At 49.8% G+C, this 20,943-nt stretch carries 22 protein-coding genes and 1 other annotated feature; of the genes, 18 read left to right on the top strand and 4 right to left on the bottom strand.

Annotation, left to right across the window (positions count from 1 at the left end; genetic code table 11):
* Positions 1 to 79 precede the first annotated feature (79 nt).
* Positions 80 to 2,425 (top strand): aerobic respiration two-component sensor histidine kinase ArcB, encoded by a 2,346-nt coding sequence (arcB, locus tag ACF8PK_RS19905; protein WP_392443229.1) that lies wholly within the window; start codon positions 80 to 82, stop codon positions 2,423 to 2,425.
* A 1-nt stretch (position 2,426) separates the two neighbouring features.
* A complete protein-coding gene (locus ACF8PK_RS19900; RefSeq protein WP_004724145.1) occupies positions 2,427 to 2,873 on the top strand; it encodes a hypothetical protein in 447 nt (148 codons plus the stop codon).
* Between the two features lie 62 nt (positions 2,874 to 2,935).
* Here ACF8PK_RS19900 and arcA read toward each other — a convergent pair whose 3' ends face one another.
* The gene (arcA, locus tag ACF8PK_RS19895) at positions 2,936 to 3,652 is read right to left on the bottom strand and encodes a two-component system response regulator ArcA (RefSeq protein ID WP_004724146.1); all 717 of its coding nucleotides are present in this window, start codon (positions 3,650 to 3,652) and stop codon (positions 2,936 to 2,938) included.
* A 322-nt stretch (positions 3,653 to 3,974) separates the two neighbouring features.
* On the opposite strand from arcA, the gene ACF8PK_RS19890 reads away from it, so the two are divergent.
* Both ACF8PK_RS19890 and ACF8PK_RS19885 read left to right on the top strand, forming a co-directional pair.
* Positions 3,975 to 4,361 carry a DUF3293 domain-containing protein gene (locus tag ACF8PK_RS19890; protein ID WP_158141099.1) on the top strand — a complete coding sequence of 129 codons (387 nt, stop codon included), beginning with the start codon at positions 3,975 to 3,977 and terminating at the stop codon, positions 4,359 to 4,361.
* Positions 4,362 to 4,389: 28 nt separating this feature from the next.
* Entirely contained in the window at positions 4,390 to 4,875 is a 486-nt protein-coding gene (locus ACF8PK_RS19885) for a putative 4-hydroxy-4-methyl-2-oxoglutarate aldolase (protein WP_004724148.1), read from the top strand.
* On the opposite strand, the gene ACF8PK_RS19880 is transcribed toward ACF8PK_RS19885, so the two are convergent.
* A complete protein-coding gene (locus tag ACF8PK_RS19880; RefSeq protein WP_014205729.1) occupies positions 4,872 to 5,333 on the bottom strand; it encodes a hypothetical protein in 462 nt (153 codons plus the stop codon). The genes ACF8PK_RS19885 and ACF8PK_RS19880 overlap by 4 nt on opposite strands.
* Before the next feature lie 299 nt (positions 5,334 to 5,632).
* Positions 5,633 to 5,752: a sequence feature (Thr leader region), on the top strand.
* A gap of 30 nt (positions 5,753 to 5,782) precedes the next feature.
* Here ACF8PK_RS19880 and thrA point away from each other — a divergent pair.
* From thrA to thrC, 3 genes are read left to right on the top strand one after another with little or no spacing between them, the layout of a single operon-like run.
* Complete coding sequence (gene thrA / locus ACF8PK_RS19875) at positions 5,783 to 8,242, top strand: bifunctional aspartate kinase/homoserine dehydrogenase I (protein WP_014205728.1); 2,460 nt, start codon at positions 5,783 to 5,785, stop codon at positions 8,240 to 8,242.
* Between the two features lie 18 nt (positions 8,243 to 8,260).
* Entirely contained in the window at positions 8,261 to 9,217 is a 957-nt protein-coding gene (thrB, locus tag ACF8PK_RS19870) for a homoserine kinase (protein WP_004724151.1), read from the top strand.
* On the top strand, positions 9,214 to 10,497 hold the full coding sequence (thrC, locus tag ACF8PK_RS19865) for a threonine synthase (RefSeq protein WP_392443223.1): 1,284 nt from the start codon (positions 9,214 to 9,216) through the stop codon (positions 10,495 to 10,497). Before thrB ends, thrC begins: the two co-directional genes overlap by 4 nt.
* Positions 10,498 to 10,572: 75 nt before the next feature.
* On the opposite strand, the gene grcA is transcribed toward thrC, so the two are convergent.
* Positions 10,573 to 10,950 carry an autonomous glycyl radical cofactor GrcA gene (grcA, locus tag ACF8PK_RS19860; RefSeq protein ID WP_004724153.1) on the bottom strand — a complete coding sequence of 126 codons (378 nt, stop codon included), beginning with the start codon at positions 10,948 to 10,950 and terminating at the stop codon, positions 10,573 to 10,575.
* Positions 10,951 to 11,274: 324 nt separating this feature from the next.
* Between grcA and nfo the strand changes: the two genes are divergently transcribed.
* The 4 genes from nfo (at position 11,275) to ACF8PK_RS19840 (ending at position 13,783) form a co-directional block, all read left to right on the top strand.
* Positions 11,275 to 12,153, top strand: a complete 879-nt coding sequence (gene nfo / locus ACF8PK_RS19855) for a deoxyribonuclease IV (protein WP_238825048.1) — start codon at positions 11,275 to 11,277, stop codon at positions 12,151 to 12,153.
* 78 nt (positions 12,154 to 12,231) lie between these two features.
* Complete coding sequence (locus ACF8PK_RS19850; protein ID WP_260678099.1) at positions 12,232 to 12,360, top strand: hypothetical protein; 129 nt, start codon at positions 12,232 to 12,234, stop codon at positions 12,358 to 12,360.
* A 102-nt stretch (positions 12,361 to 12,462) separates the two neighbouring features.
* Complete coding sequence (gene ung / locus ACF8PK_RS19845; RefSeq protein WP_392443218.1) at positions 12,463 to 13,140, top strand: uracil-DNA glycosylase; 678 nt, start codon at positions 12,463 to 12,465, stop codon at positions 13,138 to 13,140.
* A 91-nt stretch (positions 13,141 to 13,231) separates the two neighbouring features.
* Positions 13,232 to 13,783, top strand: a complete 552-nt coding sequence (locus ACF8PK_RS19840) for a hemerythrin domain-containing protein (protein ID WP_014205722.1) — start codon at positions 13,232 to 13,234, stop codon at positions 13,781 to 13,783.
* Between the two features lie 50 nt (positions 13,784 to 13,833).
* On the opposite strand, the gene ACF8PK_RS19835 is transcribed toward ACF8PK_RS19840, so the two are convergent.
* Positions 13,834 to 14,013 carry a DUF3545 family protein gene (locus ACF8PK_RS19835; protein WP_004724158.1) on the bottom strand — a complete coding sequence of 60 codons (180 nt, stop codon included), beginning with the start codon at positions 14,011 to 14,013 and terminating at the stop codon, positions 13,834 to 13,836.
* A 695-nt stretch (positions 14,014 to 14,708) separates the two neighbouring features.
* Between ACF8PK_RS19835 and ACF8PK_RS19830 the strand changes: the two genes are divergently transcribed.
* From ACF8PK_RS19830 to deoC, 7 genes are all read left to right on the top strand, one after another.
* Positions 14,709 to 16,139: a sodium:alanine symporter family protein gene (locus tag ACF8PK_RS19830; RefSeq protein WP_055465992.1), complete on the top strand. Its 1,431-nt coding sequence runs from the start codon at positions 14,709 to 14,711 to the stop codon at positions 16,137 to 16,139.
* A 103-nt stretch (positions 16,140 to 16,242) separates the two neighbouring features.
* The gene (gene yaaA / locus ACF8PK_RS19825) at positions 16,243 to 17,016 is read left to right on the top strand and encodes a peroxide stress protein YaaA (RefSeq protein WP_238770394.1); all 774 of its coding nucleotides are present in this window, start codon (positions 16,243 to 16,245) and stop codon (positions 17,014 to 17,016) included.
* Positions 17,017 to 17,039: 23 nt separating this feature from the next.
* Complete coding sequence (locus ACF8PK_RS19820; protein ID WP_014205718.1) at positions 17,040 to 17,177, top strand: hypothetical protein; 138 nt, start codon at positions 17,040 to 17,042, stop codon at positions 17,175 to 17,177.
* The gene (locus ACF8PK_RS19815; protein ID WP_392443213.1) at positions 17,152 to 17,973 is read left to right on the top strand and encodes a TatD family hydrolase; all 822 of its coding nucleotides are present in this window, start codon (positions 17,152 to 17,154) and stop codon (positions 17,971 to 17,973) included. Before ACF8PK_RS19820 ends, ACF8PK_RS19815 begins: the two co-directional genes overlap by 26 nt.
* A 185-nt stretch (positions 17,974 to 18,158) precedes the next feature.
* Entirely contained in the window at positions 18,159 to 19,424 is a 1,266-nt protein-coding gene (locus ACF8PK_RS19810; protein ID WP_014205716.1) for a NupC/NupG family nucleoside CNT transporter, read from the top strand.
* Between the two features lie 262 nt (positions 19,425 to 19,686).
* Positions 19,687 to 19,857: a XapX domain-containing protein gene (locus tag ACF8PK_RS19805; protein ID WP_004729583.1), complete on the top strand. Its 171-nt coding sequence runs from the start codon at positions 19,687 to 19,689 to the stop codon at positions 19,855 to 19,857.
* A gap of 246 nt (positions 19,858 to 20,103) precedes the next feature.
* Positions 20,104 to 20,883: a deoxyribose-phosphate aldolase gene (deoC, locus tag ACF8PK_RS19800; protein ID WP_392443209.1), complete on the top strand. Its 780-nt coding sequence runs from the start codon at positions 20,104 to 20,106 to the stop codon at positions 20,881 to 20,883.
* Positions 20,884 to 20,943 lie beyond the last annotated feature (60 nt).

Genomic DNA, 20,943 nt, shown 5'->3' with positions numbered 1-20,943 from the left:
CACGACTTGTCACGGTTATGGCTGACGTTCATAGGCCAAACACGCTAGACTAACGCCAACGTTTATCCTGGAGCTTTGCATGAAACCCATGAAAAATCTCGCCCAGTATTATGTCGATCTGCTGGTCAAGCTGGGCATCCTCCGTTTTTCAATTTTGCTGGCGCTGGCCTTAGTGGCTTTGGCCGTGGTGGTGCAAGTTGGCATCACGCTGGCGCTGAAAGGTTTTGTCGACGACATCGATATTGTTCGCTCGGTGTTCTTTGGCTTGTTGATCACGCCCTGGGCGGTCTATTTCCTTTCGGTGGTGGTCGATCAGTTGGAAGAGTCACGTCAACGCTTGTCCAAACTGGTCTCTAAGCTCAAGGACATGCGCTCACGCGATCAGGAACTCAATCAGAAGCTGCAACAGAACATCGTCAAGCTCAATCAAGAAATTGAAGAGCGGATCAAAGCCGAAGAAGCGCGTGAAGAGGCGATGGTGGATCTGGAGAACGAAGTCTACCAGCGTGAAAAAACCCAGGTTGAATTGGCAGAACGGACCGCGCTGCTGCGCTCGTTCATCGATGCGTCACCGGATCTGATCTACTACCGCAACTCCAAATGTGAATTCTCCGGCTGTAACCGCGCGATGGAAGAGCTGACCGGCAAGCGCGAAAGTGATCTGGTTGGGTTGACGCCATGGGATGTGTATCGCAAAGAGATCGCGCAGTCGATCGTTGAAACCGACCAGCAAGTGTTTGATAACAACCGTTCGCTCACGTATGAGCAGTGGCTGGAATACCCGGATGGGCGTAAAAGTTATTTCGAGCTGCGCAAAGTGCCATTTTACAGCAAAGATGGTCGTCATTTGGGCTTGGTGGGCTTTGGGCGCGATATCACGGAACGTAAGCGTCATGAAGAGTCTTTGGAAAAAGCCAGCCGTGACAAAACTACCTTTATTTCGACCATCAGCCATGAATTGCGTACCCCGCTCAACGGCATTGTGGGGCTAAGCCGTATGCTGCTGGATACCCAGCTTGATCCCGAGCAGCGTAAACACATGCAGACCATCAATGTCAGTGCGGTGACGCTGGGCAATATCTTCAACGACATCATCGACATGGATAAATTTGACCGTCGCAAACTGGAGTTATTCCCGGCGCCGCTCAATTTCGAGGAGTTTGTTGCTGAGCTCGAAAGCCTCTCGGCGTTAATGGCCGAGCAGAAAGGACTGCGTTTTGATCTCGAACGGTTGACGGATTTACCAGCGCTGGTGGAAGTGGATGCGACGCGCCTGCGTCAGGTGCTGTGGAACCTGATCAGCAACGCGATGAAATTCACCAAAGAAGGGGGCGTGGTAATGTCGGTCAGCGCTGAGGTTGAGGGGGATTTCGCCAATATCGTGATGGACATTGAAGATACCGGGATCGGCATTCCAGAATCGGAGCTCGATAAGATCTTCGCCATGTATTATCAGGTTAAATCAGGCAAAGATAACTTACACGCGGTCGGCACCGGCATTGGGCTGGCGGTGTCTCGCCAGTTGATCAACCTGATGGGCGGCGATATCAGTGTTAGCAGTGAAGAGGGATTTGGCAGCACCTTCACCGTCACCATTTGCGTACCATTGTCACACGCGAGCGTGGCTGAGCCGCAACCTATGCAGCAACAGAGCTTAAATATCTTTATGGTGGAAGATATTGAACTCAACGTTACCGTGGCTCGCTCGCTGCTGGAAAGCTTAGGCCATACCGTGTCGGTCGCGATGACTGGGGAAGAGGCCAAAGCCGTCTTCGAACCGGATCAATACGATTTGGTGTTCCTCGATATTCAATTGCCGGACATGACCGGCTTTGACATTGCTCAGTACTACCGAGATACGTATCCGCATCTGCCGCCGTTGGTGGCTTTGACGGCCAACGTGCTGAAAGACAAAGGCGAATATCAACGTAAAGGCATGGATGATGTGATCAGCAAACCGCTGTCCGTACAAGCCGTGCAGGATGTGATTAACAAGGTGGTGCATCACATCGACAAACCGAGTGTGCAGGCCGTTTCGCCGCAGCCAGAGCTGCTGGATGCGCAAGATGAGTTGTATCAACGTTTACTCGATCTGCCCATGTTGGAGTCCTACATTGACATTGTGGGGCCGCAGCCGGTGCTCGACAGTATTGAAATGTTTGCCGAGATGATGCCAAGCTATATCGAGGTTCTTGATTCCAATATGGTGGCCAAAGATCAGGCGGGGATTGCGTCGGAAGCACACAAAATCAAAGGGGCGGCAGGCTCGATTGGTTTGAAACACATTCAGAGTGTGGCCCAGAAAGCGCAATCGCCGGATGCACCAGCATGGTGGGAAAACATCACCGATTGGGTCGATGAAATTAAAAATGAATACCAGAATGATATTCTGGTGCTGAAACAGTGGTTAGCGCAGAGGAAATAACATGAAAAAGTGGCTTTTGGTTTTAGCGAGTACAGTCTTGGCCGCGTGTGCGACGCATACCGTCAACTGGCAGCACAGCAATTTGGCCATGTTCTCAGACACGGCGATTCAGCTCAAAAGTAACCTCTGGACCGATCAAATGCCTAAGGTCGGTGAGGATGTTGATTCGCAGAATCTCAACGGCACCTTGACGCTGGAAACGTCCGGTCAGCTTCCGGCGGATCTGAATGTCAGCATGGTGGTGATTAAGCAGGGCGATGAGATGTGGACCATTGACGGTGATGACGTGGAACTGCGTACCCAAAGTGAAAACATGTGGGAAGTGGTGTTCCAGAGTGACATTGAAATCGATCTGAACAAGCCAGTCAGCGTGGCGTTGGGCTTAAGTGACAGCCAAGGCGAAACTTGGCTGGTAGAACACAAAGTCACCATCGACAAAGTGTACTGATCGGTAAAGCATAAAAAAGCCTCTGCATGCAGAGGCTTTTTTGTGTTCGTTGATTTGGAAAATTACTCTTCCAGATCACCACAGAAACGGTAACCTTCGCCGTGAATCGTTGCGATGATTTCCGGTGTGCCAGACACAGATTCGAAGTGTTTACGAATGCGGCGAATGGTCACGTCTACGGTGCGGTCATGAGGTTTGAGCTCACGGCCAGTCATTTTCTTCAGCAGATCCGCACGAGTTTGGATCTTGCCTGGGTTTTCACAGAAGTGCAGCAGTGCACGGAACTCTGAACGCGGCAACTTGTAGCTGTCGCCGTCAGGGCTAACCAGTGAACGACTGTTGATGTCCAGTACCCAACCGTTGAATTCGTATTTCTCAACAGAACGTTTCTCTTCGTGTGTTGTGCTTGCGTTCATTGAACGGCTAAGCAGGTTACGTGCACGAATGGTGAGCTCACGTGGGTTAAATGGCTTCGTGATGTAATCATCTGCACCGATTTCCAGACCCAGAATCTTGTCTACTTCATTGTCGCGACCAGTCAGGAACATCAGCGCTACATCTGCTTGTTCGCGAAGTTCGCGAGCCAGCAGCAAGCCGTTTTTACCTGGCAGGTTGATATCCATGATCACCAAATTGATTGGGTTGTCGGACAGCACATGGTGCATCTCTTCACCGTTACTGGCCTCAAAAACAGCGTATCCCTCTGCTTCAAAAATACTCTTAAGAGTGTTACGAGTTACCTGCTCGTCTTCAACGATTAGAATCTGCGGGGTTTGCATTGGCGGTACCTAAACTTGTGAAAAAAATGTGCTAATAGAACTCATTCTAGGCAAAAACATAACATACAAGTAAAATTATGTTGATAATAAACCAAAGTTTTTAGACAAAGTCTCGACTTTGATTGCCCGCCATCCATGGATAACACTAGCGATTGAGATCCAATACCTCGACAGTTCTACTAGGCTTTGCAGCGAATTCTATAATGTTAACAGCATGCTAACAACGGCCTGTTGTTAATTCCAACAACTTTGTTGATTTACATCAAGAGTTGGAATGTAACAGATATGAATAGTAATAACGAGTTGTAAAAATACGAGAACAATGACGATAGATAAAAAACTGTGGCAAGCCTACTCTCATGTCCGATTTGCCTTTGAATCCCCGTTGCGCAAGCGATCGTTCGCCATAATCACGGCATGGAACCCGAAAAGCCAGAGGTTGTCGAATAATGAGAATTGCGTAAATAATCAACGTTTACAACAGAAGTTGATGAATTATGATTGGTCTGAAGTGGTGGTCGGAGATGACCATTTCGACTGGTTTGAAGAGAGTTTTGCCGTGGTCATGCCTTTAGACACGGCGCTGCAGCTGGCCAGAGACTTTGACCAGAATGCGATTTATTACGTTATGAACGATGAGCTGATGTTGCACTCTTGTATTGACGGGAGGGCGGTGTCGTTAGGCTCGTTACAAGAAAAACTTAAATAACAAGCACAACAAGAATCATGGAGGAATGATGAGAGATATTACACCGGATATTTGTGATCAATATGAATCGCAAGTGACATTGTTGGAGCTGCCGTTACAAAATTTCGGTATGCGCAGTGCCTTCTGGGGACAAATCGTCACCGTACGCTGTTATCACGACAATTCGAAAGTGAAAGAAATACTCAGCCAAAACGGCAAAGGGAAAGTGTTGGTGGTCGATGGTCATGGCTCCTGCCAAAAAGCGCTGATGGGCGACCAAATTGCCATTTCCGCCATTGAGAATGAATGGGAAGGCGTGATCATCAATGGTGCGGTGCGCGATGTGGTGGCGATGTCCCAGATGGATCTCGGCATTAAAGCGCTGGGGGCTTGCCCGTTCAAAACAGAGAAGCGCGGTGCGGGGGATGTCAATGTCACATTGACGATTCATAACCAGATGATTCAGCCGGGCGATTACCTCTACGCCGACTGGAATGGGGTTCTTCTGTCGCCTGTCGAGCTGACGCTGAGTTAGAACCGAAAGCCGAGACCAAACTCGATGCCTTGCTGCCACTCCTGATAGTCGAGAGTGGCGTGCAAATCGAGATTTTCGGTCAGGTGCAAGCGGCTGGAGACTTCGGCCGACAAGACGTCAACGCGTTTGTTGTCTTCACTAAGTTTGTTCACCGAATAGAGAGTGCTTTTGAGTGAGAAGCGCTCGCTCACCTTGTAGCTGACGCCACTGAGAAACCCATTTTCGCCGCCATTGATCGATGAGTTGACGCGCGCGCCGACATACAAATCTACATTGCGAAATACGTTATACATGTACCCGCCATCGACCACCCAACTGTCAAACCCCTGATTACCCGGTTCGCTGTACAAGAACATACTGTGTGAAGATCGGCTCTGTTCGGAGGGCAAGGCGGGGAGCTCTACGGCGTGCGCGGCACAACCCATCACGAGGCATACCATACCAAGAATGTGCTTCATGATACCCTCCTTGTTGTGATGATTGGGTGTTCGCTTTCCACTGCGGCAACCCCAATTTAAGCACAAAATATCACCGGTTGCTGCTCAAATTGTTATAGCGATTGGTTATGTCGGAATGATGGATCGGTTATCTGCGTGTCACCCTAGCATATGAATCCTGATGATTTAGCGATTTAGACGTAAGAATTGAAAGAGAAGCGAAAAAAAACAAATTTTTCGTTGACTCTTTGCGCAAAAATGGGTTAAACGTAAAGGCACGCAAACACACGAGTTACGCAAGATTCCTATGATTAATAACAGCCTAGTAGTAATGACCACGACCATTATTATTACCGACATGACGCATGTTGGGGCAGGCTGCTGAGCGTAAAAAATTCACAAAAAAGGCCTGTATCCCAACCGATACAGGCCTTTTTTTATACCAATTTTCAGAGAGTTTGGAGGAAGGGATGCGAGTATTAAAGTTTGGAGGTTCATCGTTAGCAGATGCTGACCGTTTTTTAAGAGCGGCTGACATCATTGCCAACAATGCACAGCAGGAAGAAGTGGCCGTTGTACTGTCCGCGCCAGGGAAAACAACCAATAAGTTAGTGGCTGTGATTGAGAATGCACTGCGCAATGGTGAGGCGGAATTACAGATCGCCGAGCTGGAAGCATCATTTCAAGCGCTGTTTGACGCGATCAAAGCGGTGTTGCCCCATCTAGACGGCAGCGGTTTTGACAACCAAGTGCGTACGTCGATGTCGAAACTGCGTCAGTACGTGCACGGCATTAGCTTGCTGGGCATGTGTCCCGACAACGTGAATGCGCGCATCATCAGTAAAGGGGAACGTATTTCCATTCAACTGATGAAAGCGGTGATGGAAGCCAAAGGGCTGGCTGCCAACCTGATTGATCCCGTGAAGTACTTGCTGGCCAAAGGCGATTACTTAGAAGCTATGGTGGATGTCGATGCGTCGACACAGCTGTTCAAGCAAAATCCACTGCCAGCGCATCACGTCAACATCATGCCGGGCTTTACCGCGGGGAACAAAAAAGGCGAGCTCGTTTGCCTTGGCCGCAACGGTTCCGACTATTCAGCGGCGGTTTTGGCCGCGTGTCTGCGCGCCGAGTGCTGCGAAATCTGGACCGATGTGGATGGCGTCTACAACTGTGATCCGCGTTTGGTGGACGATGCGCGCCTGCTGAAATCCCTCAGTTATCAAGAAGCGATGGAACTCTCGTATTTCGGTGCGTCCGTTCTGCATCCGAAAACCATCGCGCCGATTGCTCAATTCCACATTCCTTGCTTAATTAAAAACAGCTTCAATCCACAAGGCCCAGGCACACTGATTGGCCAAGATACCGGCGAAGATAAGCTGGCCATCAAAGGCATCACCACACTCAACAACCTGACCATGGTGAACGTGTCTGGCCCTGGCATGAAAGGCATGGTCGGGATGGCCAGCCGCGTGTTTGGCTCCATGTCCGCTGCGGGCGTCTCCATTGTGTTGATCACGCAGTCGTCGTCGGAATACAGCATCAGTTTCTGTATTGAAGCAGAACACAAACAACTGGCACAACAAGCGCTGGCGGAAACCTTTGAGCTTGAACTCAAAGATGGCCTGCTCGAGCCGGTTGAGTTCATGGAAGATCTATCGATCATCACGCTGGTGGGTGACGGAATGCGGACTTCGCGTGGCGTTGCATCGCAGTTCTTTGCATCACTGACTGAAGCGCACGTCAATATTGTTGCGATTGCGCAGGGCTCATCTGAGCGCGCGATCTCCGCGGTGATCCCAGAAGACAAAGTCTCTTCGGCGATCAAAGCGTGTCACGAGAACCTCTTCAATTCCAAACACTTCCTTGATGTGTTTGTGGTCGGCGTGGGTGGTGTGGGCGGTGAGTTGGTCGATCAGATCCACCGACAACAAAGCAAACTGGCCGATAAAGGCATCGTGATCCGCGTATGTGGCCTTGCCAACAGCAAAGGGTTGCTGCTTGATAGCGAAGGCTTGCCGCTGGATCACTGGCGCGATCGCATGACCGCTGCCACCGAAGAGTTCTCATTGGCACGTTTGATTGCCCTTGTACAACGCAACCACATCATCAACCCGGTGTTGGTGGATTGCACGTCAAGCGATGACATCGCGCGCCAATACGCCGATTTCTTGGCCGCGGGTTTCCATGTGGTCACCCCCAACAAGAAAGCCAATACCGCCAGCATGGCGTATTACTACCAGTTGCGTGAAGTGGCGCGTCACTCTCGCCGTAAGCTGATGTATGAAACAACTGTTGGCGCGGGTTTGCCGGTGATTGAGAACCTGCAAAACCTCATTGCCGCAGGCGATGAGCTGGAAAAATTCAACGGTATTTTGTCGGGGTCACTGTCGTTTATCTTCGGCAAACTCGATGAAGGATTGTCGTTCAGCCAAGCGACCTCGGTTGCCAAAGACAAAGGCTTTACGGAACCGGATCCGCGCGATGACCTGTCGGGTATGGATGTGGCACGTAAGCTGCTGATCTTGGCGCGTGAATCGGGCATGGTATTAGAGTTAGACGACGTGATCGTGGAACAGGCACTGCCACCGGGTTTTGATGCATCGGGCAGTGTGGATGAGTTTATGGCACGTCTGCCACAGGCCGATGCGTACTTTAAGTCCTTGGGCGATCAAGCGGCTCAAGAGGGCAAAGTCCTGCGCTACGTGGGTGAAATTGCCGATGGTCAGTGCCGCGTGCGTCTGGCGATGGTCGATGAAAATGACCCAATGTTCAAAATTAAAGATGGCGAGAACGCGCTGGCGTTCTACAGCCGCTACTATCAACCAATTCCTCTGGTGCTGCGCGGTTATGGCGCCGGGACAGAAGTAACTGCCGCAGGCGTATTCGCGGATGTGATGCGTACGTTAGGCTGGAAATTAGGGGTTTAATCCATGAGTTCAAGTGATATGAGTGTCGTTGTTTATGCGCCGGCATCCATTGGTAACGTCAGTGTGGGGTTCGACGTGCTGGGGGCCGCGGTGTCCCCAGTCGACGGCACTCTGTTGGGTGACCGCGTGCAGGTCAAGTCGGGCAGCGAACCATTCACACTGAAAACAGCGGGCAGCTTCGTCTCTAAGCTGCCCACGGATCCCAAAGAAAACATCGTGTACGACTGTTGGACCGTGTTTGCGCGCGAGCTGGATAAAAAGCAGATCGCCCTCAAACCGCTGGACATGACGCTGGAGAAAAACATGCCGATCGGTTCAGGACTGGGTTCCAGTGCCTGCTCGATTGTGGCTGCACTCGATGCACTGAACCGTTTCCATGGCCAACCGCTGAACGACACTGAGTTGCTGGCACTGATGGGAGAAATGGAAGGTAAAATTTCCGGCGGTGTGCATTACGACAACGTGGCGCCATGCTATTTGGGCGGCGTGCAACTGATGTTGGAAGAGCTCGGTATCATCAGCCAGGAAGTGCCTTGTTTTGATGAGTGGTACTGGGTGATGGCGTATCCGGGCATCAAAGTCTCGACCGCGGAAGCACGTGCGATTCTGCCGTCGCAATATCGTCGTCAGGACATCATCGCACACGGCCGTTATCTGGCGGGCTTTATTCATGCGTGTCATACCAACCAACCGGAGCTGGCGGCGAAGATGATCAAAGACGTGATCGCAGAACCATATCGTGAGAAACTGCTGCCGGGCTTTGCCGATGCGCGTAAATACGCGGCGTCTGCAGGGGCACTGGCGACCGGGATATCAGGCAGTGGTCCAACGCTGTTTAGCGTATGCAAAGATAAAGATGTCGCAGAGCGTGTCGCTCGTTGGCTTGAACAAAACTACGTCCAAAATGAAGAAGGATTCGTGCACATTTGTCGCCTCGACAAGAACGGTTCGAAAGTTACAGGAAGTGAGCTATGAAGCTTTACAACATAAAAGAAAATGATGAACAAGTCTCCTTTGGCCAAGCCGTGCGCCAAGGGTTAGGCCGCAACCAAGGTCTGTTTTTCCCGTCGGAATTACCCAAGTTTGACGATATTGATGCGCTGCTGGCGGAAGATTTCGTCTCTCGCAGCACCAAGATTCTGTCTGCGCTGATTGGCGATGAGCTACCGGAAGACAAAGTGAATGCGATGGTGGATGCGGCATTCCAATTCCCTGCGCCGATTCAGTCAGTCAAAGACGGCGTCTATGCGCTGGAGCTGTTCCACGGTCCAACCCTGGCGTTTAAAGACTTCGGGGGGCGCTTTATGGCCCAATCTCTGGCAGCGGTGTCGAACGGCGGTAAGATCACCATTCTGACCGCAACATCGGGCGATACCGGTGCGGCGGTGGCCCACGCCTTCTACGGCATGGAAGACATCAACGTGGTGATTCTGTATCCGAAAGGCAAGATCAGCCCATTGCAAGAGAAGCTGTTCTGTACGCTGGGTCAAAACATTCATACCGTGGCCATCAATGGCGACTTCGATGCTTGTCAGGCGTTAGTGAAAAAAGCGTTTGATGACGCTGAGCTGCGTCAGCAGATCGGCCTCAACTCCGCGAACTCGATCAACATCAGCCGCCTGATGGCGCAAATCTGCTACTACTTTGAAGCAGTATCGCAGATGAGCAAGGCAGAGCGCGAGAATCTGGTGATCTCGGTCCCGAGTGGTAACTTTGGTAACCTGACGGCGGGCCTGCTGGCTAAAGCGCTGGGTCTGCCGATCAAACGGTTCATTGCCGCAACGAACGCCAACGATACGGTGCCTCGTTATCTGGAAACCGGTCAATGGGATCCGAAACCGACGGTCGCGACCACGTCAAATGCAATGGATGTGAGTCAGCCAAACAACTGGCCACGCATTGAAGAGCTATGCCGCCTGAAAGATTGGGGCCTGGAAACATTGGGCAAAGGGGCGGTGCTTGACCACGAAAGTGCGCAATCGGTGCAAGAGCTCAATGCGCTCGGCTATTTGTGTGAACCACACGGCGCGATTGCGTACCGCGTGCTCAACGAGCAACTGCAACCGGGCGAAACCGGTCTGTTCTTGTGTACGGCGCATCCGGCGAAATTTAAAGAAGTCGTCGATGAGATTTTAGGAACGGATATCGAACTGCCGGCGCCGCTTGCCAAACATGCGGTCATGGAGTTGCTGTCGGTTGATCTCGACAATGACTTTGACGCACTGAAAGCCTTGCTGGTCAAAGTGCAGCCTTAATTGGCTCACGTGAGTGGCTAAAGAGAATAAAAAAGCGGCGCCCTCATCGGCGCCGCTTTTTTCATGCATCTGAGATTACAGAGATTCTGTAAATGTACGTGCGATCACATCACGTTGCTGCTCTGGCGTCAGCGAGTTAAAACGTACCGCGTAGCCTGACACGCGAATGGTCAGCTGTGGGTATTTTTCTGGGTTCGCAACCGCATCTTCCAACGTTTCACGTTTTAGCACGTTCACGTTCAGGTGTTGACCACCTTCAATGCGAGGTGTGGTTTCAATCGCCACTTCACGGCTTTCGAATTCACCCAGTTCATTGATCGCAACAACCTGATCAGCGTCGTAACCGGCAACGGCGGCAACACAACGTGCTTCATTGGCTTCACTGTCGATTAGCCAAATGGAGTTAAGTAGGTCATCATTAGCGGCTTTAGTAATTTGAATACCTTGGATCATCACTATCTCCTAGTCCACAAACGTGGCATTTATTGGTGTTAATTTTCAAATTTTATTGAGCTTCGTATTATATAGCCAATATCCATGATGATAGTATTGATTTAGGTCAAAAAACAACAAAAACCTTATTTTCTTCAAGGGGAATACTTTGATTTTGGTCAATAAGTTGTTTAAAAACAAAGTATTTACAATTTAGTTTAAAGTTTAAAACATAGTTTAATTTGTATTTTGTTGTAATTTTACTACAAAATAAACCTATAACCCGTCGGCGATGACATGAGATCAGGCAGTTAGGCGGCCAAACTGAAAGTGTGAAGTGATTAAATGACAAACAGTAAAATCGATTCTGAAAACAAGTTTATTGGCGCCCATGTGTCCGCCTCGGGTGGGGTTGATCAGGCGCCATTGCGTGCCAAAGAGATTGGCGCCAATGCGTTTGCACTGTTTACCAAAAACCAGCGCCAATGGGTGGCCAAACCGCTTGAAGCGGCAACCATTCGTGCCTTTAAAGCCAATTGCCAGCGTTTGGGCTTTGCCGCAGAACATATTTTGCCGCATGACTCCTACCTGATTAACCTCGGCGCGCCGGAAACTGACAAGCTAGCAAAATCACGTGAAGCCTTTATTGATGAGATGGAACGTTGTCAGCAATTGGGGCTCACGTTGTTGAATTTCCATCCCGGCAGTCATTTAAAGCAAGTGAGCGAAAGCGAATGCCTGCGTACGATCGCGGAATCAATCAACCTTGCGCATCAGGCGGTTCCTGACGTGATTGCGGTGATTGAGAACACCGCTGGGCAGGGGACTAACCTCGGGTGGCGTTTTGAACACTTAGCGGAAATCATTGATCAGGTTGAAGATAAATCGCGCGTCGGCGTGTGTCTGGATACTTGCCACACCTTTGCCGCCGGTTACGACCTGCGCACCCCTGAAGCGTGTGAAGCCACATTTGCCGAATTCGACCGCATTGTGGGCATGCACTATTTAAGGGCAATGCATATTAATGATTCAAAGTCGGCCCATGGCAGTCGCGTCGACCGTCATCATTCGCTGGGGAAAGGGGAGATCGGCTGGCACTGCTTTGAATACATTGCCAAAGATCCTCGCTTCAATGGTATCCCATTGATTTTAGAAACGATTGATCCGGATATTTGGGCGGATGAGATCAACACATTGCGCGAATTTCATCGTCAGGTGTCATAATTTCAAGCGGATTCACACTATTGGCATCTTTCTTTCATTACATTTTCGTGTAAGTGTCATGTCAGTAAGGATGTCAATATGAACTCAGCTCACCCTGTTGCAATTCACGCCATTGCTCGCGCTGTTCCTCGCATGCCGGTGCCAAACCGCCATGTACATGGGCAAGGGCATCATCGTTCACCACAACGCAGTCGTCCCCACCATTAGTTGGTGCGATGCCCGTCAAACACTGAGTCATCATAGACGCCTGACGACGAAGAGCAAATCAGGGTACAATCGCCCTTATTGTTCAAGGAATAAGGATCTTTTATGACTCAGTCACTGACTTGGCATGACGTTATTGGCACCGAGAAACAGCAAGACTATTTTCAGCACACACTGGCATTTGTGGAAGCGGAGCGACACGCGGGGAAGGTGATTTTCCCGCCGGCCAAAGATGTGTTTAACGCCTTTCGCTACACCGAATTTGACCAAGTCAAAGTGGTGATTCTGGGCCAAGATCCTTACCATGGGCCGAATCAGGCACACGGGCTGTGTTTTTCTGTGCAACCCGGCATCAAAACACCGCCCTCTTTAGTCAACATGTATAAAGAGCTGGCGCAAGATATTCCCGGTTTTCAAATCCCCAATCACGGTTACCTCAAAAGCTGGGCTGATCAAGGCGTTCTCTTACTCAACACCGTCTTGACGGTGGAGCAGGGCAAAGCTCATTCGCATGCCAACACGGGCTGGGAAACCTTTACGGATCGTGTGATCGATGCGCTCAATCAGAATGGCGAAGGCATCGTGTTCTTGTTGTGGGGAGCACATGCTCAGAAGAAAGGCCGTATGATTGATCGTCAGCGTCATCATGTGCTGATGGCGCCGCACCCGTCCCCGTTATCAGCGCATCGTGGCTTTTTAGGGTGTCGCCACTTTTCGCAAACCAATCAGTTGCTTGAAGCACAAGGCAAAGCCTCGATCGATTGGCAACCGCACCTCGATTAACCGATAGATTGGCGTTTTTTCGACCAGAATCAAAGCGTGTTTTTGAAACCTTATATACACTTACAGAAAGTATGTGTAAGGGAGAAACACGATGATGATTGAGAGAATCAGACGCGAGCATGGCTATATGACTCGGTTACTGGCGATTCTGCGTGACAAGCTGAAATTGCTCAAATCCGAACAGGCCATCAATTATACCTTGGTAAAAGAAATCGTGGATTACCTGGGCAGTCACTCCGAAACGGTCCATCACCCGAAAGAGGACATCATCTACCGCTACTATATGGCGCATTATGGTGAGCTTCAAACCGTGGCCGATTTGGAGAAGGAACACGTGACGTTGTCTGAGCAGACGCATGCGTTTCTCGATATCGTGGAGATGATTTTGCAAGATGCCGTGGTGCCTCAAGCGGTGATCATTGAGAAGCTGGAAGCGTTTATCGATGCGCAGCGCCGCCACTTGGAGATGGAAGAACAGTCCATTTTACCGCTGATCAACCGTACCTTTACGGTCAGCGATTGGCAGAACGTCGAATCACAATGGAATGAGAATGAAGACGATCCGGTGTTTGGGGAAACCATCGCCGAGCGGTTCGCGCAATTGGCGCGTCGCGTCCGTAAAAGCGAATCTGAATGCACCTGATGCCAGTCAATGTACGGTAATAAAAAGGCACCCGAAGGTGCCTTTTTATTTCATAATTTGATGTCGTTGATCTCCAGACAAATATCCATATCGAGAAGCTCTTTTTCCAGTCGCTTCTTATCACGAATGGCTTCGATTTCTCTCCACATACGCTTGACCGGTTTGGCTCGGTTCGCGCGGATCTTCGTGATTTCCCTATCCAACAGTTCATCGAAGTGCAAGTCATCCATAATCTAGCCTCATTGTCGTTGTCATCATTTCATGAGTGCTGTCTAAATAGCACAGTTAGCCGAAGCGTAACTTTGATTTGTTTCTCATTTGTTTCGTTTGGATGAAGCTTTGATGAGTTTTTTTACTGTGATTCACAGTTTTTAGGCCAAATTTTTGAGTAAAAAAGCAGCAGTTGAATCGCGCAAACGTTTTTATTGCGTTCAAGCGGTTGTTAAAAAGGTGTTGACGAGTTCGCGGTGGAATGATTGAGTGGTTAATAAATGTCCAATTGATTTCAAAATATGACTTTTTACTGACAAATTTCCCTGCCTGAACGTCGAACCCCTTTATTCTCAGGGGGTGAGATTAACTTTATGCAATAAGGTTTTTATGGTTGCTTTTTGCTCTGAAATGTTGCGAAAAAGATAGTATTTTGCTCTGTTGTTGTAGCTGGTTTGATTGGTTGCGTGTTAATGAATGGTGATTTTATAGTAAAAAATAACAATCAAAAGCAATACATTGCATATTGATTTTTGCCACCTCAGGTTGCATTATCCGCCCGTCAAAAAATACGCTGGTTTATTTGGACAGCCTTTTCGGCTGGCTTAATGGCATCAAATGTAACCACAATTCAGATAACTTCGCGGGATGCGAAAGTGCATTTGTCATGCTGAGTGACACTCAGATCAGCGCAATCACTCTACGAGAGGTTCTTGTGACAGACTTAATTAACTTAATGAACGATCTGCTTTGGGGATCGATTCTGGTTTATCTTTTAGTGGGTGTGGGTATTTACTTCACTCTACGTTTAGGCTTTATCCAATTCCGTCATTTCGGCCACATGTTCAGCGTGTTGAAGAACAGCCGAAAAGAGGACAACGCTGGTATTTCTTCTTTCCAAGCCCTTTGTACCAGTCTTGCTGCTCGCGTGGGCACCGGTAACATGGCCGGTGTGGCTGTGGCGTTAACCGCTGGTGGTCCTGGTGCGATTTTCTGGATGTGGATGACGGCGTGCCTCGGGATGGCGACTTCATTTGCGGAAAGTACACTGGCTCAGCTGTACAAAACACGAGATAAAGACGGCAACTACCGCGGTGGTCCGGCGTATTACATGGAAAAAGGTTTGGGCATGCGCTGGATGGGCATCCTATTCTCTATCTTCCTAATCATTGCGTTTGGCTTGGTGTTTAACGCGGTACAAGCGAACTCCATTTCCAGCGCAATGAACACTGCATTTGGCTACGAGCCAATGTATGTGGGCATCGCGATTGTGTGTTTGTCGGCGTTTGTGATCTTCGGTGGTATCCGTAAGATTGCCCGTACCGCAGAAATCATCGTGCCGTTTATGGCGCTGGCGTACATTGCGATTGCGCTGTTTGTCGTGTTCATGAACCTTGAGAAATTGCCTGAAGTATTTAGCTTGGTGATCAAGAGCGCGTTTGGCTTCCAACAAGCCGCCGCGGGTGGTTTGGGCTACGCCATTGCACAAGCGATGATCAACGGTGTGAAACGCGGTTTGTTCTCGAACGAAGCCGGTATGGGTTCTGCGCCAAACGCGGCAGCATCGGCAACGCCGTATCCGCCACACCCGGCGTCTCAAGGTTATGTGCAAATGCTGGGCGTGTTTGTGGATACCATCGTGATCTGTTCTGCGACTGTTGCCATCATTTTGATGTCGGGTGAGTACGTGCCACACGGTGAAATTACCGGCATCGAGCTGACCCAGCGTGCGCTCAGTTCGCAAGTGGGCAGTTGGGGCTCTATTTTCGTGGCCTTTGCGATTTTCTTCTTCGCATTTACCTCGATCATTGCCAACTACTCGTATGCTGAAACCAACCTGATTTTCTTGGAGCACAACAACAAACGCGGTCTGGTGATCTTCCGTTTGGTGTTCCTTGGCATGGTGATGTTCGGTTCACTGGCCACGCTGCCGACCGTATGGTCGATGGCAGATGTGTCGATGGGCTTGATGGCGATTGTCAACTTGGTGGCGATTCTGCTGCTGTCTGGCATTGTGATTAAGCTGGCGAAAGACTACAACCGCCAGTTGAAAGCCGGCAAAGTGCCGACCTTTGATGCGAACGAATACCCTGAGCTGAAATCTCAGCTGGAAGAGGGCATTTGGGACAACACCAAGAAGTCTTAATAGATAGCATCAATATCAGAGATTGGAAAAGCCATGCAGACAATGCATGGCTTTTTTTGTAGGCTATTGTCAGCTCAACCCATCAAAGAATTAGGATAAAACGATGCTGATTGTAGTTTCCCCTGCAAAGACACTGGACTATGACTCGCCACTGCCAAGTGAGCGCCACACGCAACCGGAACTGACTCAACATGCCAAAGTGCTGATTGATGTGTGTCGTCAGTTGACGCCTGCGGATATTTCAGCACTGATGAAGGTCAGCGACAAAATTGCCGGCCTCAACGTTGCCCGCTTTGCTGAGTGGTGTGAAACATTCACTTTCGACAACGCGCGTCAGGCGATTTTTGCGTTTAAAGGCGATGTTTACACAGGGCTAGAAGCCGACACCCTCACGGACGATGATTTAAGTTTCGCGCAAGATCACCTGCGTATGCTGTCAGGTTTGTATGGTTTGCTCAAGCCGCTTGATTTAATGCAGCCGTATCGCCTTGAAATGGGCACCAAGCTTGCCAATGAGCGCGGAGCCAACTTGTACCAGTTCTGGGGCAACATCATCACTGACACGCTCAATGAAGCGATTGCAGCGCAAGGCGACAACGTGCTGGTCAATCTGGCATCCAATGAATACTTCAAAGCGGTCAACACCAAACAGTTGGATGCTCAGGTGATCACACCGGTGTTTAAAGACTGCAAGAACGGCCAATACAAAGTGATCAGTTTCTACGCCAAAAAAGCGCGGGGCATGATGGCCCGGTATATCATTGAGAACCGGATTGCTTCGGTGAAACAACTGGAAGCGTTTGATACCGCGGGGTACTACTTCGTCCCTGACGAATCGAGCGCAACGGAATTGGTCTTCAAACGCGAAGAGCAGTAAATCAGACGCAGCAGGAGAGAGCTATGTGGGCATGGATGAAAGCAATGATCGCGCGCTACGACGCTTGGTGTCAGTCGATGGGGCTGACGCCGGAACAAAAACGGTGCTGTGTGCCTTACCGTAAAGATCCGGTGCATGAACAAGACCGCGACCAAGCCTGATTTTCCGCTGTTCGATACCCATTGCCACTTTGATTTTGACGAGTTTCGCGGCGATGTAGCCGGCGAACTCGCCAAAGCGCAAAGTCAGGGGGTTGAACGCATTCTGATCCCCGCCATCGGACCGCAAAACTGGTCGCGAGTGCAGCAACTCGCGGCCGATTTCCCCGCAATGCTTTACTACGCGCTCGGTTTCCATCCTTATTTCTTGACGTCGCTCGGCGAGCAACCGTTAATGCATCTGGAACAGGCACTCACAGAGCGTAGCGCCGCGTGTGTGGCCGTCGGCGAGATTGGGCTCGACGGCGTGGTTGATGTCGATGCGCGCATTCAAGAACGCCTCTTGTTGGGGCAGTTGGCCTTGGCTCAGGCCGCGCAATTGCCCGTGATTTTGCACAGTCGTCAAACGCACAACCGCCTACTGCAATTGCTGAAGCAATCAAAATTCTCGGGCGGCGGCGTGTTGCATGCGTTTTCTGGCAGCGAGCAGCAAGCGCGGCAATTTATCGATTTGGGCTTCAAAATCGGCGTCGGTGGCGGCATCACATACCCCCGAGCCAACAAGACGCGCCGTGCGATTGCGGCACTACCCATCGAGCATTTAGTGCTCGAAACGGACGCCCCTGATATGCCGTTACACGGCTATCAAGGGCAAGCCAATCACCCAAGCCAACTGCCAAAAGTGCTCGATGCGCTCGTTTTACTGCAAAATATGGATAAGCAATCGGTTGCTAGTGCAGTTTGGAAAAATAGCAATTCTGTGTTTTCTATTTGTGAAAGATTACTAAATCATTTGTAGGGTGAATGCGAATTGCGCCATTAAAGGGTGACCGGATTCACACAAATGAATGAACGCAAAGTTAATCTTATTAGAAAGTGTGAGGGGTGCATTACTTTAAGGGTTTAGGGGTGAGTATAATTGCCCCGCTTTTCAGCTCCAATTTGTAACACGCCAACATTAAACATAGAAGGAAGTCATAAACTATGAGCCTGTTTATGAGCCTAGTCGGTATGGCAGTACTTATTGCAATCGCAGTACTACTGTCTGATAACCGTAAAGCTATTAAAATTAGAACCGTGGGTGGCGCATTCGCTATCCAATTCGCACTCGGTGGTTTCGTTCTTTACGTCCCTTGGGGTCGTGATCTACTGGCAGGTTTCTCTGCTGGTGTTCAGAGCGTTATCGACTATGGTAAAGACGGTATTGGTTTCCTATTCGGCAGCCTTGTTAACTTCTCTGTTGACGGTATCGGTTTCATCTTTGCATTCCAAGTTCTACCAACCGTAATCTTCTTCTCTGCACTGATCTCAGTTCTTTACTACCTGGGTGTGATGCAGTGGGTTATCAAGATTCTGGGTGGTGGCCTGCAAAAAGCACTGGGTACTTCACGTGCTGAATCGATGTCTGCTGCAGCAAACATCTTCGTCGGTCAAACTGAAGCGCCACTGGTTGTACGTCCGTTTGTTCCAAAAATGACTCAGTCTGAACTATTCGCCGTTATGTGTGGTGGTTTGGCATCGGTTGCTGGTGGTGTACTGGCGGGTTACGCATCGATGGGTGTGCCTCTAGAATACTTGGTTGCAGCATCATTCATGGCGGCACCAGGCGGTCTGTTGTTCGCGAAAATCATCAAACCTGAAACTGAAGCGCCAGATGAAGAACTGGGCACAGTAGACATCGACGGTGGTGATGACAAACCTGCAAACGTGATCGACGCTGCGGCGGGCGGTGCGTCTATGGGTCTACAACTGGCGCTGAACATCGGCGCAATGCTGCTGGCGTTCATCGGTCTGATCGCACTGATCAACGGCCTTCTGGGTGGTATCGGTGGTTGGTTCGGCATGCCTCAACTGACTCTGGAACTGATTCTGGGTTGGATCTTCTCTCCTCTGGCATTCGTTATCGGTGTGCCTTGGTCTGAAGCGACATTGGCAGGCTCGTTCATCGGTCAGAAAATTGTTGTGAACGAATTCGTTGCTTACCTGAACTTTGTACCATACGTGGGCGAAAACGCTCAGGTACTGGCATCAACAGGTGCAGTGATGTCTGAGAAGACGCAAGCAATCATCTCCTTCGCTCTGTGTGGTTTCGCGAACCTATCTTCAATCGCGATTCTGCTGGGTGGCCTAGGTGGTATTGCACCAAACCGTCGTCACGACATCGCACGTTTCGGTATGAAAGCTGTGGCTGCTGGTACGCTATCTAACCTGATGGCAGCAACCATTGCTGGCTTCTTCCTGTCTTTCTAAGTTTGTAGAGAAAGATTATATAGACGCCGTTTAACATCACCCCGTAGCAAGAGATTGCTGCGGGGTTTTTTTGTTTTCTGACCATCGAAAATGAAGAGGGTGCGTGTAATGGATTGCATGCAAAATCTAGCGCCGACAAGGGCTGAACCTCGTTTCGATGGGGAATTATTTTGAGATACAAACCGTTTGCTCTAGCAACGGCACTACAGTTTTGCGACGAATATCTATACTGTATACATCTAGAGAAAATAGGGTAAACCTCATGAATGATGTTGTCCTTGCAACCCTGGCTGGGGTTGTGGTTGGAATCCTGTTTTCTGCCATCAAACTTCCGATTCCTGCGCCACCGGTGTTACCGGGTGTCATGGGGATCGTCGGTGTCTACATCGGTGGTGTAACTTATCAATGGTTGATTGAGAAGTTTTTTAGCTAGCATGAATGAATACATGGAGTATTATTCACGCTGTGGCAACGCGAGTTGTCTGTATACGTTAGACACCACAATCGCAGATTGTTGTGCCATAGACCAAATTTGGTACTGTGCGGTGACAGGGATAGCAATTGGTGCGTCGCACCGAGTCTTCAAGGAACCAAGTCCGTTCATTTGTGACTGTCCGCCACGAAGCAAACGCTGGTGGTTGGACGGTGAACTATTTGAAACTATTGATCGGAGATAGAAATGAGCGATTTAAAAGCAGCAGCACTACGTGCACTTAAACTGATGGACCTGACCACGCTGAATGATGATGACACGGATGCGAAAGTGATCCAGCTTTGTCATGATGCGAAGAGCCCAGTCGGTAACACCGCTGCGATCTGCATCTACCCTCGCTTTATTCCTATTGCTAAGAAGACCCTTCGTGAGCAAGGTACACCTGACGTTCGTATTGCAACCGTGACTAACTTCCCACACGGGAATGACGATGTGGAAATTGCAGTCGCTGAAACCAAAGCTGCTGTGGCTTACGGTGCAGACGAAGTTGACGTGGTGTTCCCATACCGTGCTCTGATGGCAGGCAATGAACAGGTTGGTTTTGACCTGGTGAAACAATGTAAAGAGGCTTGTGGCGACACTGTGCTTTTGAAAGTGATCATCGAAACCGGTGAACTGAAAGAAGAAGCGCTGATCAAAAAAGCCTCTCAAATCTGTATTGAAGCGGGTGCCGACTTCATCAAAACATCAACCGGTAAAGTGCCAGTGAATGCAACGCCTGAATACGCGCGCATGATGCTGGAAGTGATTCGTGACATGGGTGTTGCGAAAAGCGTCGGTTTCAAACCTGCGGGCGGCGTTCGTACTGCAGAAGATGCAGCGCTGTATCTGGCTATGGCGGATGAACTGCTGGGTGACAACTGGGTCGACAGCCGTCACTACCGTTTTGGTGCATCAAGCCTACTGACCAATCTCCTAAATACATTAGAAGTGACCAACGAAACTGCAGATCCTGCAGCGTACTAATTCGTTTTGCGTCTGAGGTGGCGCGCTGCGCCACCAACAATTCACTCTACACGACTAGAC

Source organism: Vibrio sp. CJQ_6 (genome assembly GCF_043106745.1).
Taxonomy (GTDB): Bacteria; Pseudomonadota; Gammaproteobacteria; order Enterobacterales; family Vibrionaceae; genus Vibrio; species Vibrio furnissii.
This window is presented reverse-complemented; position numbering and strand designations above follow the sequence as displayed.

Excerpts from the sequence above, each read along its gene's own strand:
- ACF8PK_RS19805 (WP_004729583.1), top strand. The coding sequence starts at position 19,687 with ATGAATGATGTTGTCCTTGCAACCCTGGCTGGGGTTGTGGTTGGAATC.
- ACF8PK_RS19835 (WP_004724158.1), bottom strand. The coding sequence starts at position 14,013 with ATGGATGACTTGCACTTCGATGAACTGTTGGATAGGGAAATCACGAAG.
- ACF8PK_RS19885 (WP_004724148.1), top strand. The coding sequence starts at position 4,390 with ATGAGAGATATTACACCGGATATTTGTGATCAATATGAATCGCAAGTG.
- ACF8PK_RS19810 (WP_014205716.1), top strand. The coding sequence starts at position 18,159 with ATGAGCCTGTTTATGAGCCTAGTCGGTATGGCAGTACTTATTGCAATC.
- ACF8PK_RS19900 (WP_004724145.1), top strand. The coding sequence starts at position 2,427 with ATGAAAAAGTGGCTTTTGGTTTTAGCGAGTACAGTCTTGGCCGCGTGT.
- ACF8PK_RS19840 (WP_014205722.1), top strand. The coding sequence starts at position 13,232 with ATGATGATTGAGAGAATCAGACGCGAGCATGGCTATATGACTCGGTTA.
- thrC (WP_392443223.1), top strand. The coding sequence starts at position 9,214 with ATGAAGCTTTACAACATAAAAGAAAATGATGAACAAGTCTCCTTTGGC.
- deoC (WP_392443209.1), top strand. The coding sequence starts at position 20,104 with ATGAGCGATTTAAAAGCAGCAGCACTACGTGCACTTAAACTGATGGAC.
- grcA (WP_004724153.1), bottom strand. The coding sequence starts at position 10,950 with ATGATCCAAGGTATTCAAATTACTAAAGCCGCTAATGATGACCTACTT.
- thrB (WP_004724151.1), top strand. The coding sequence starts at position 8,261 with ATGAGTGTCGTTGTTTATGCGCCGGCATCCATTGGTAACGTCAGTGTG.
- ung (WP_392443218.1), top strand. The coding sequence starts at position 12,463 with ATGACTCAGTCACTGACTTGGCATGACGTTATTGGCACCGAGAAACAG.
- yaaA (WP_238770394.1), top strand. The coding sequence starts at position 16,243 with ATGCTGATTGTAGTTTCCCCTGCAAAGACACTGGACTATGACTCGCCA.
- ACF8PK_RS19850 (WP_260678099.1), top strand. The coding sequence starts at position 12,232 with ATGAACTCAGCTCACCCTGTTGCAATTCACGCCATTGCTCGCGCTGTT.
- ACF8PK_RS19820 (WP_014205718.1), top strand. The coding sequence starts at position 17,040 with ATGTGGGCATGGATGAAAGCAATGATCGCGCGCTACGACGCTTGGTGT.
- ACF8PK_RS19890 (WP_158141099.1), top strand. The coding sequence starts at position 3,975 with ATGACGATAGATAAAAAACTGTGGCAAGCCTACTCTCATGTCCGATTT.
- arcB (WP_392443229.1), top strand. The coding sequence starts at position 80 with ATGAAACCCATGAAAAATCTCGCCCAGTATTATGTCGATCTGCTGGTC.
- arcA (WP_004724146.1), bottom strand. The coding sequence starts at position 3,652 with ATGCAAACCCCGCAGATTCTAATCGTTGAAGACGAGCAGGTAACTCGT.
- thrA (WP_014205728.1), top strand. The coding sequence starts at position 5,783 with ATGCGAGTATTAAAGTTTGGAGGTTCATCGTTAGCAGATGCTGACCGT.
- nfo (WP_238825048.1), top strand. The coding sequence starts at position 11,275 with ATGACAAACAGTAAAATCGATTCTGAAAACAAGTTTATTGGCGCCCAT.
- ACF8PK_RS19815 (WP_392443213.1), top strand. The coding sequence starts at position 17,152 with ATGAACAAGACCGCGACCAAGCCTGATTTTCCGCTGTTCGATACCCAT.
- ACF8PK_RS19880 (WP_014205729.1), bottom strand. The coding sequence starts at position 5,333 with ATGAAGCACATTCTTGGTATGGTATGCCTCGTGATGGGTTGTGCCGCG.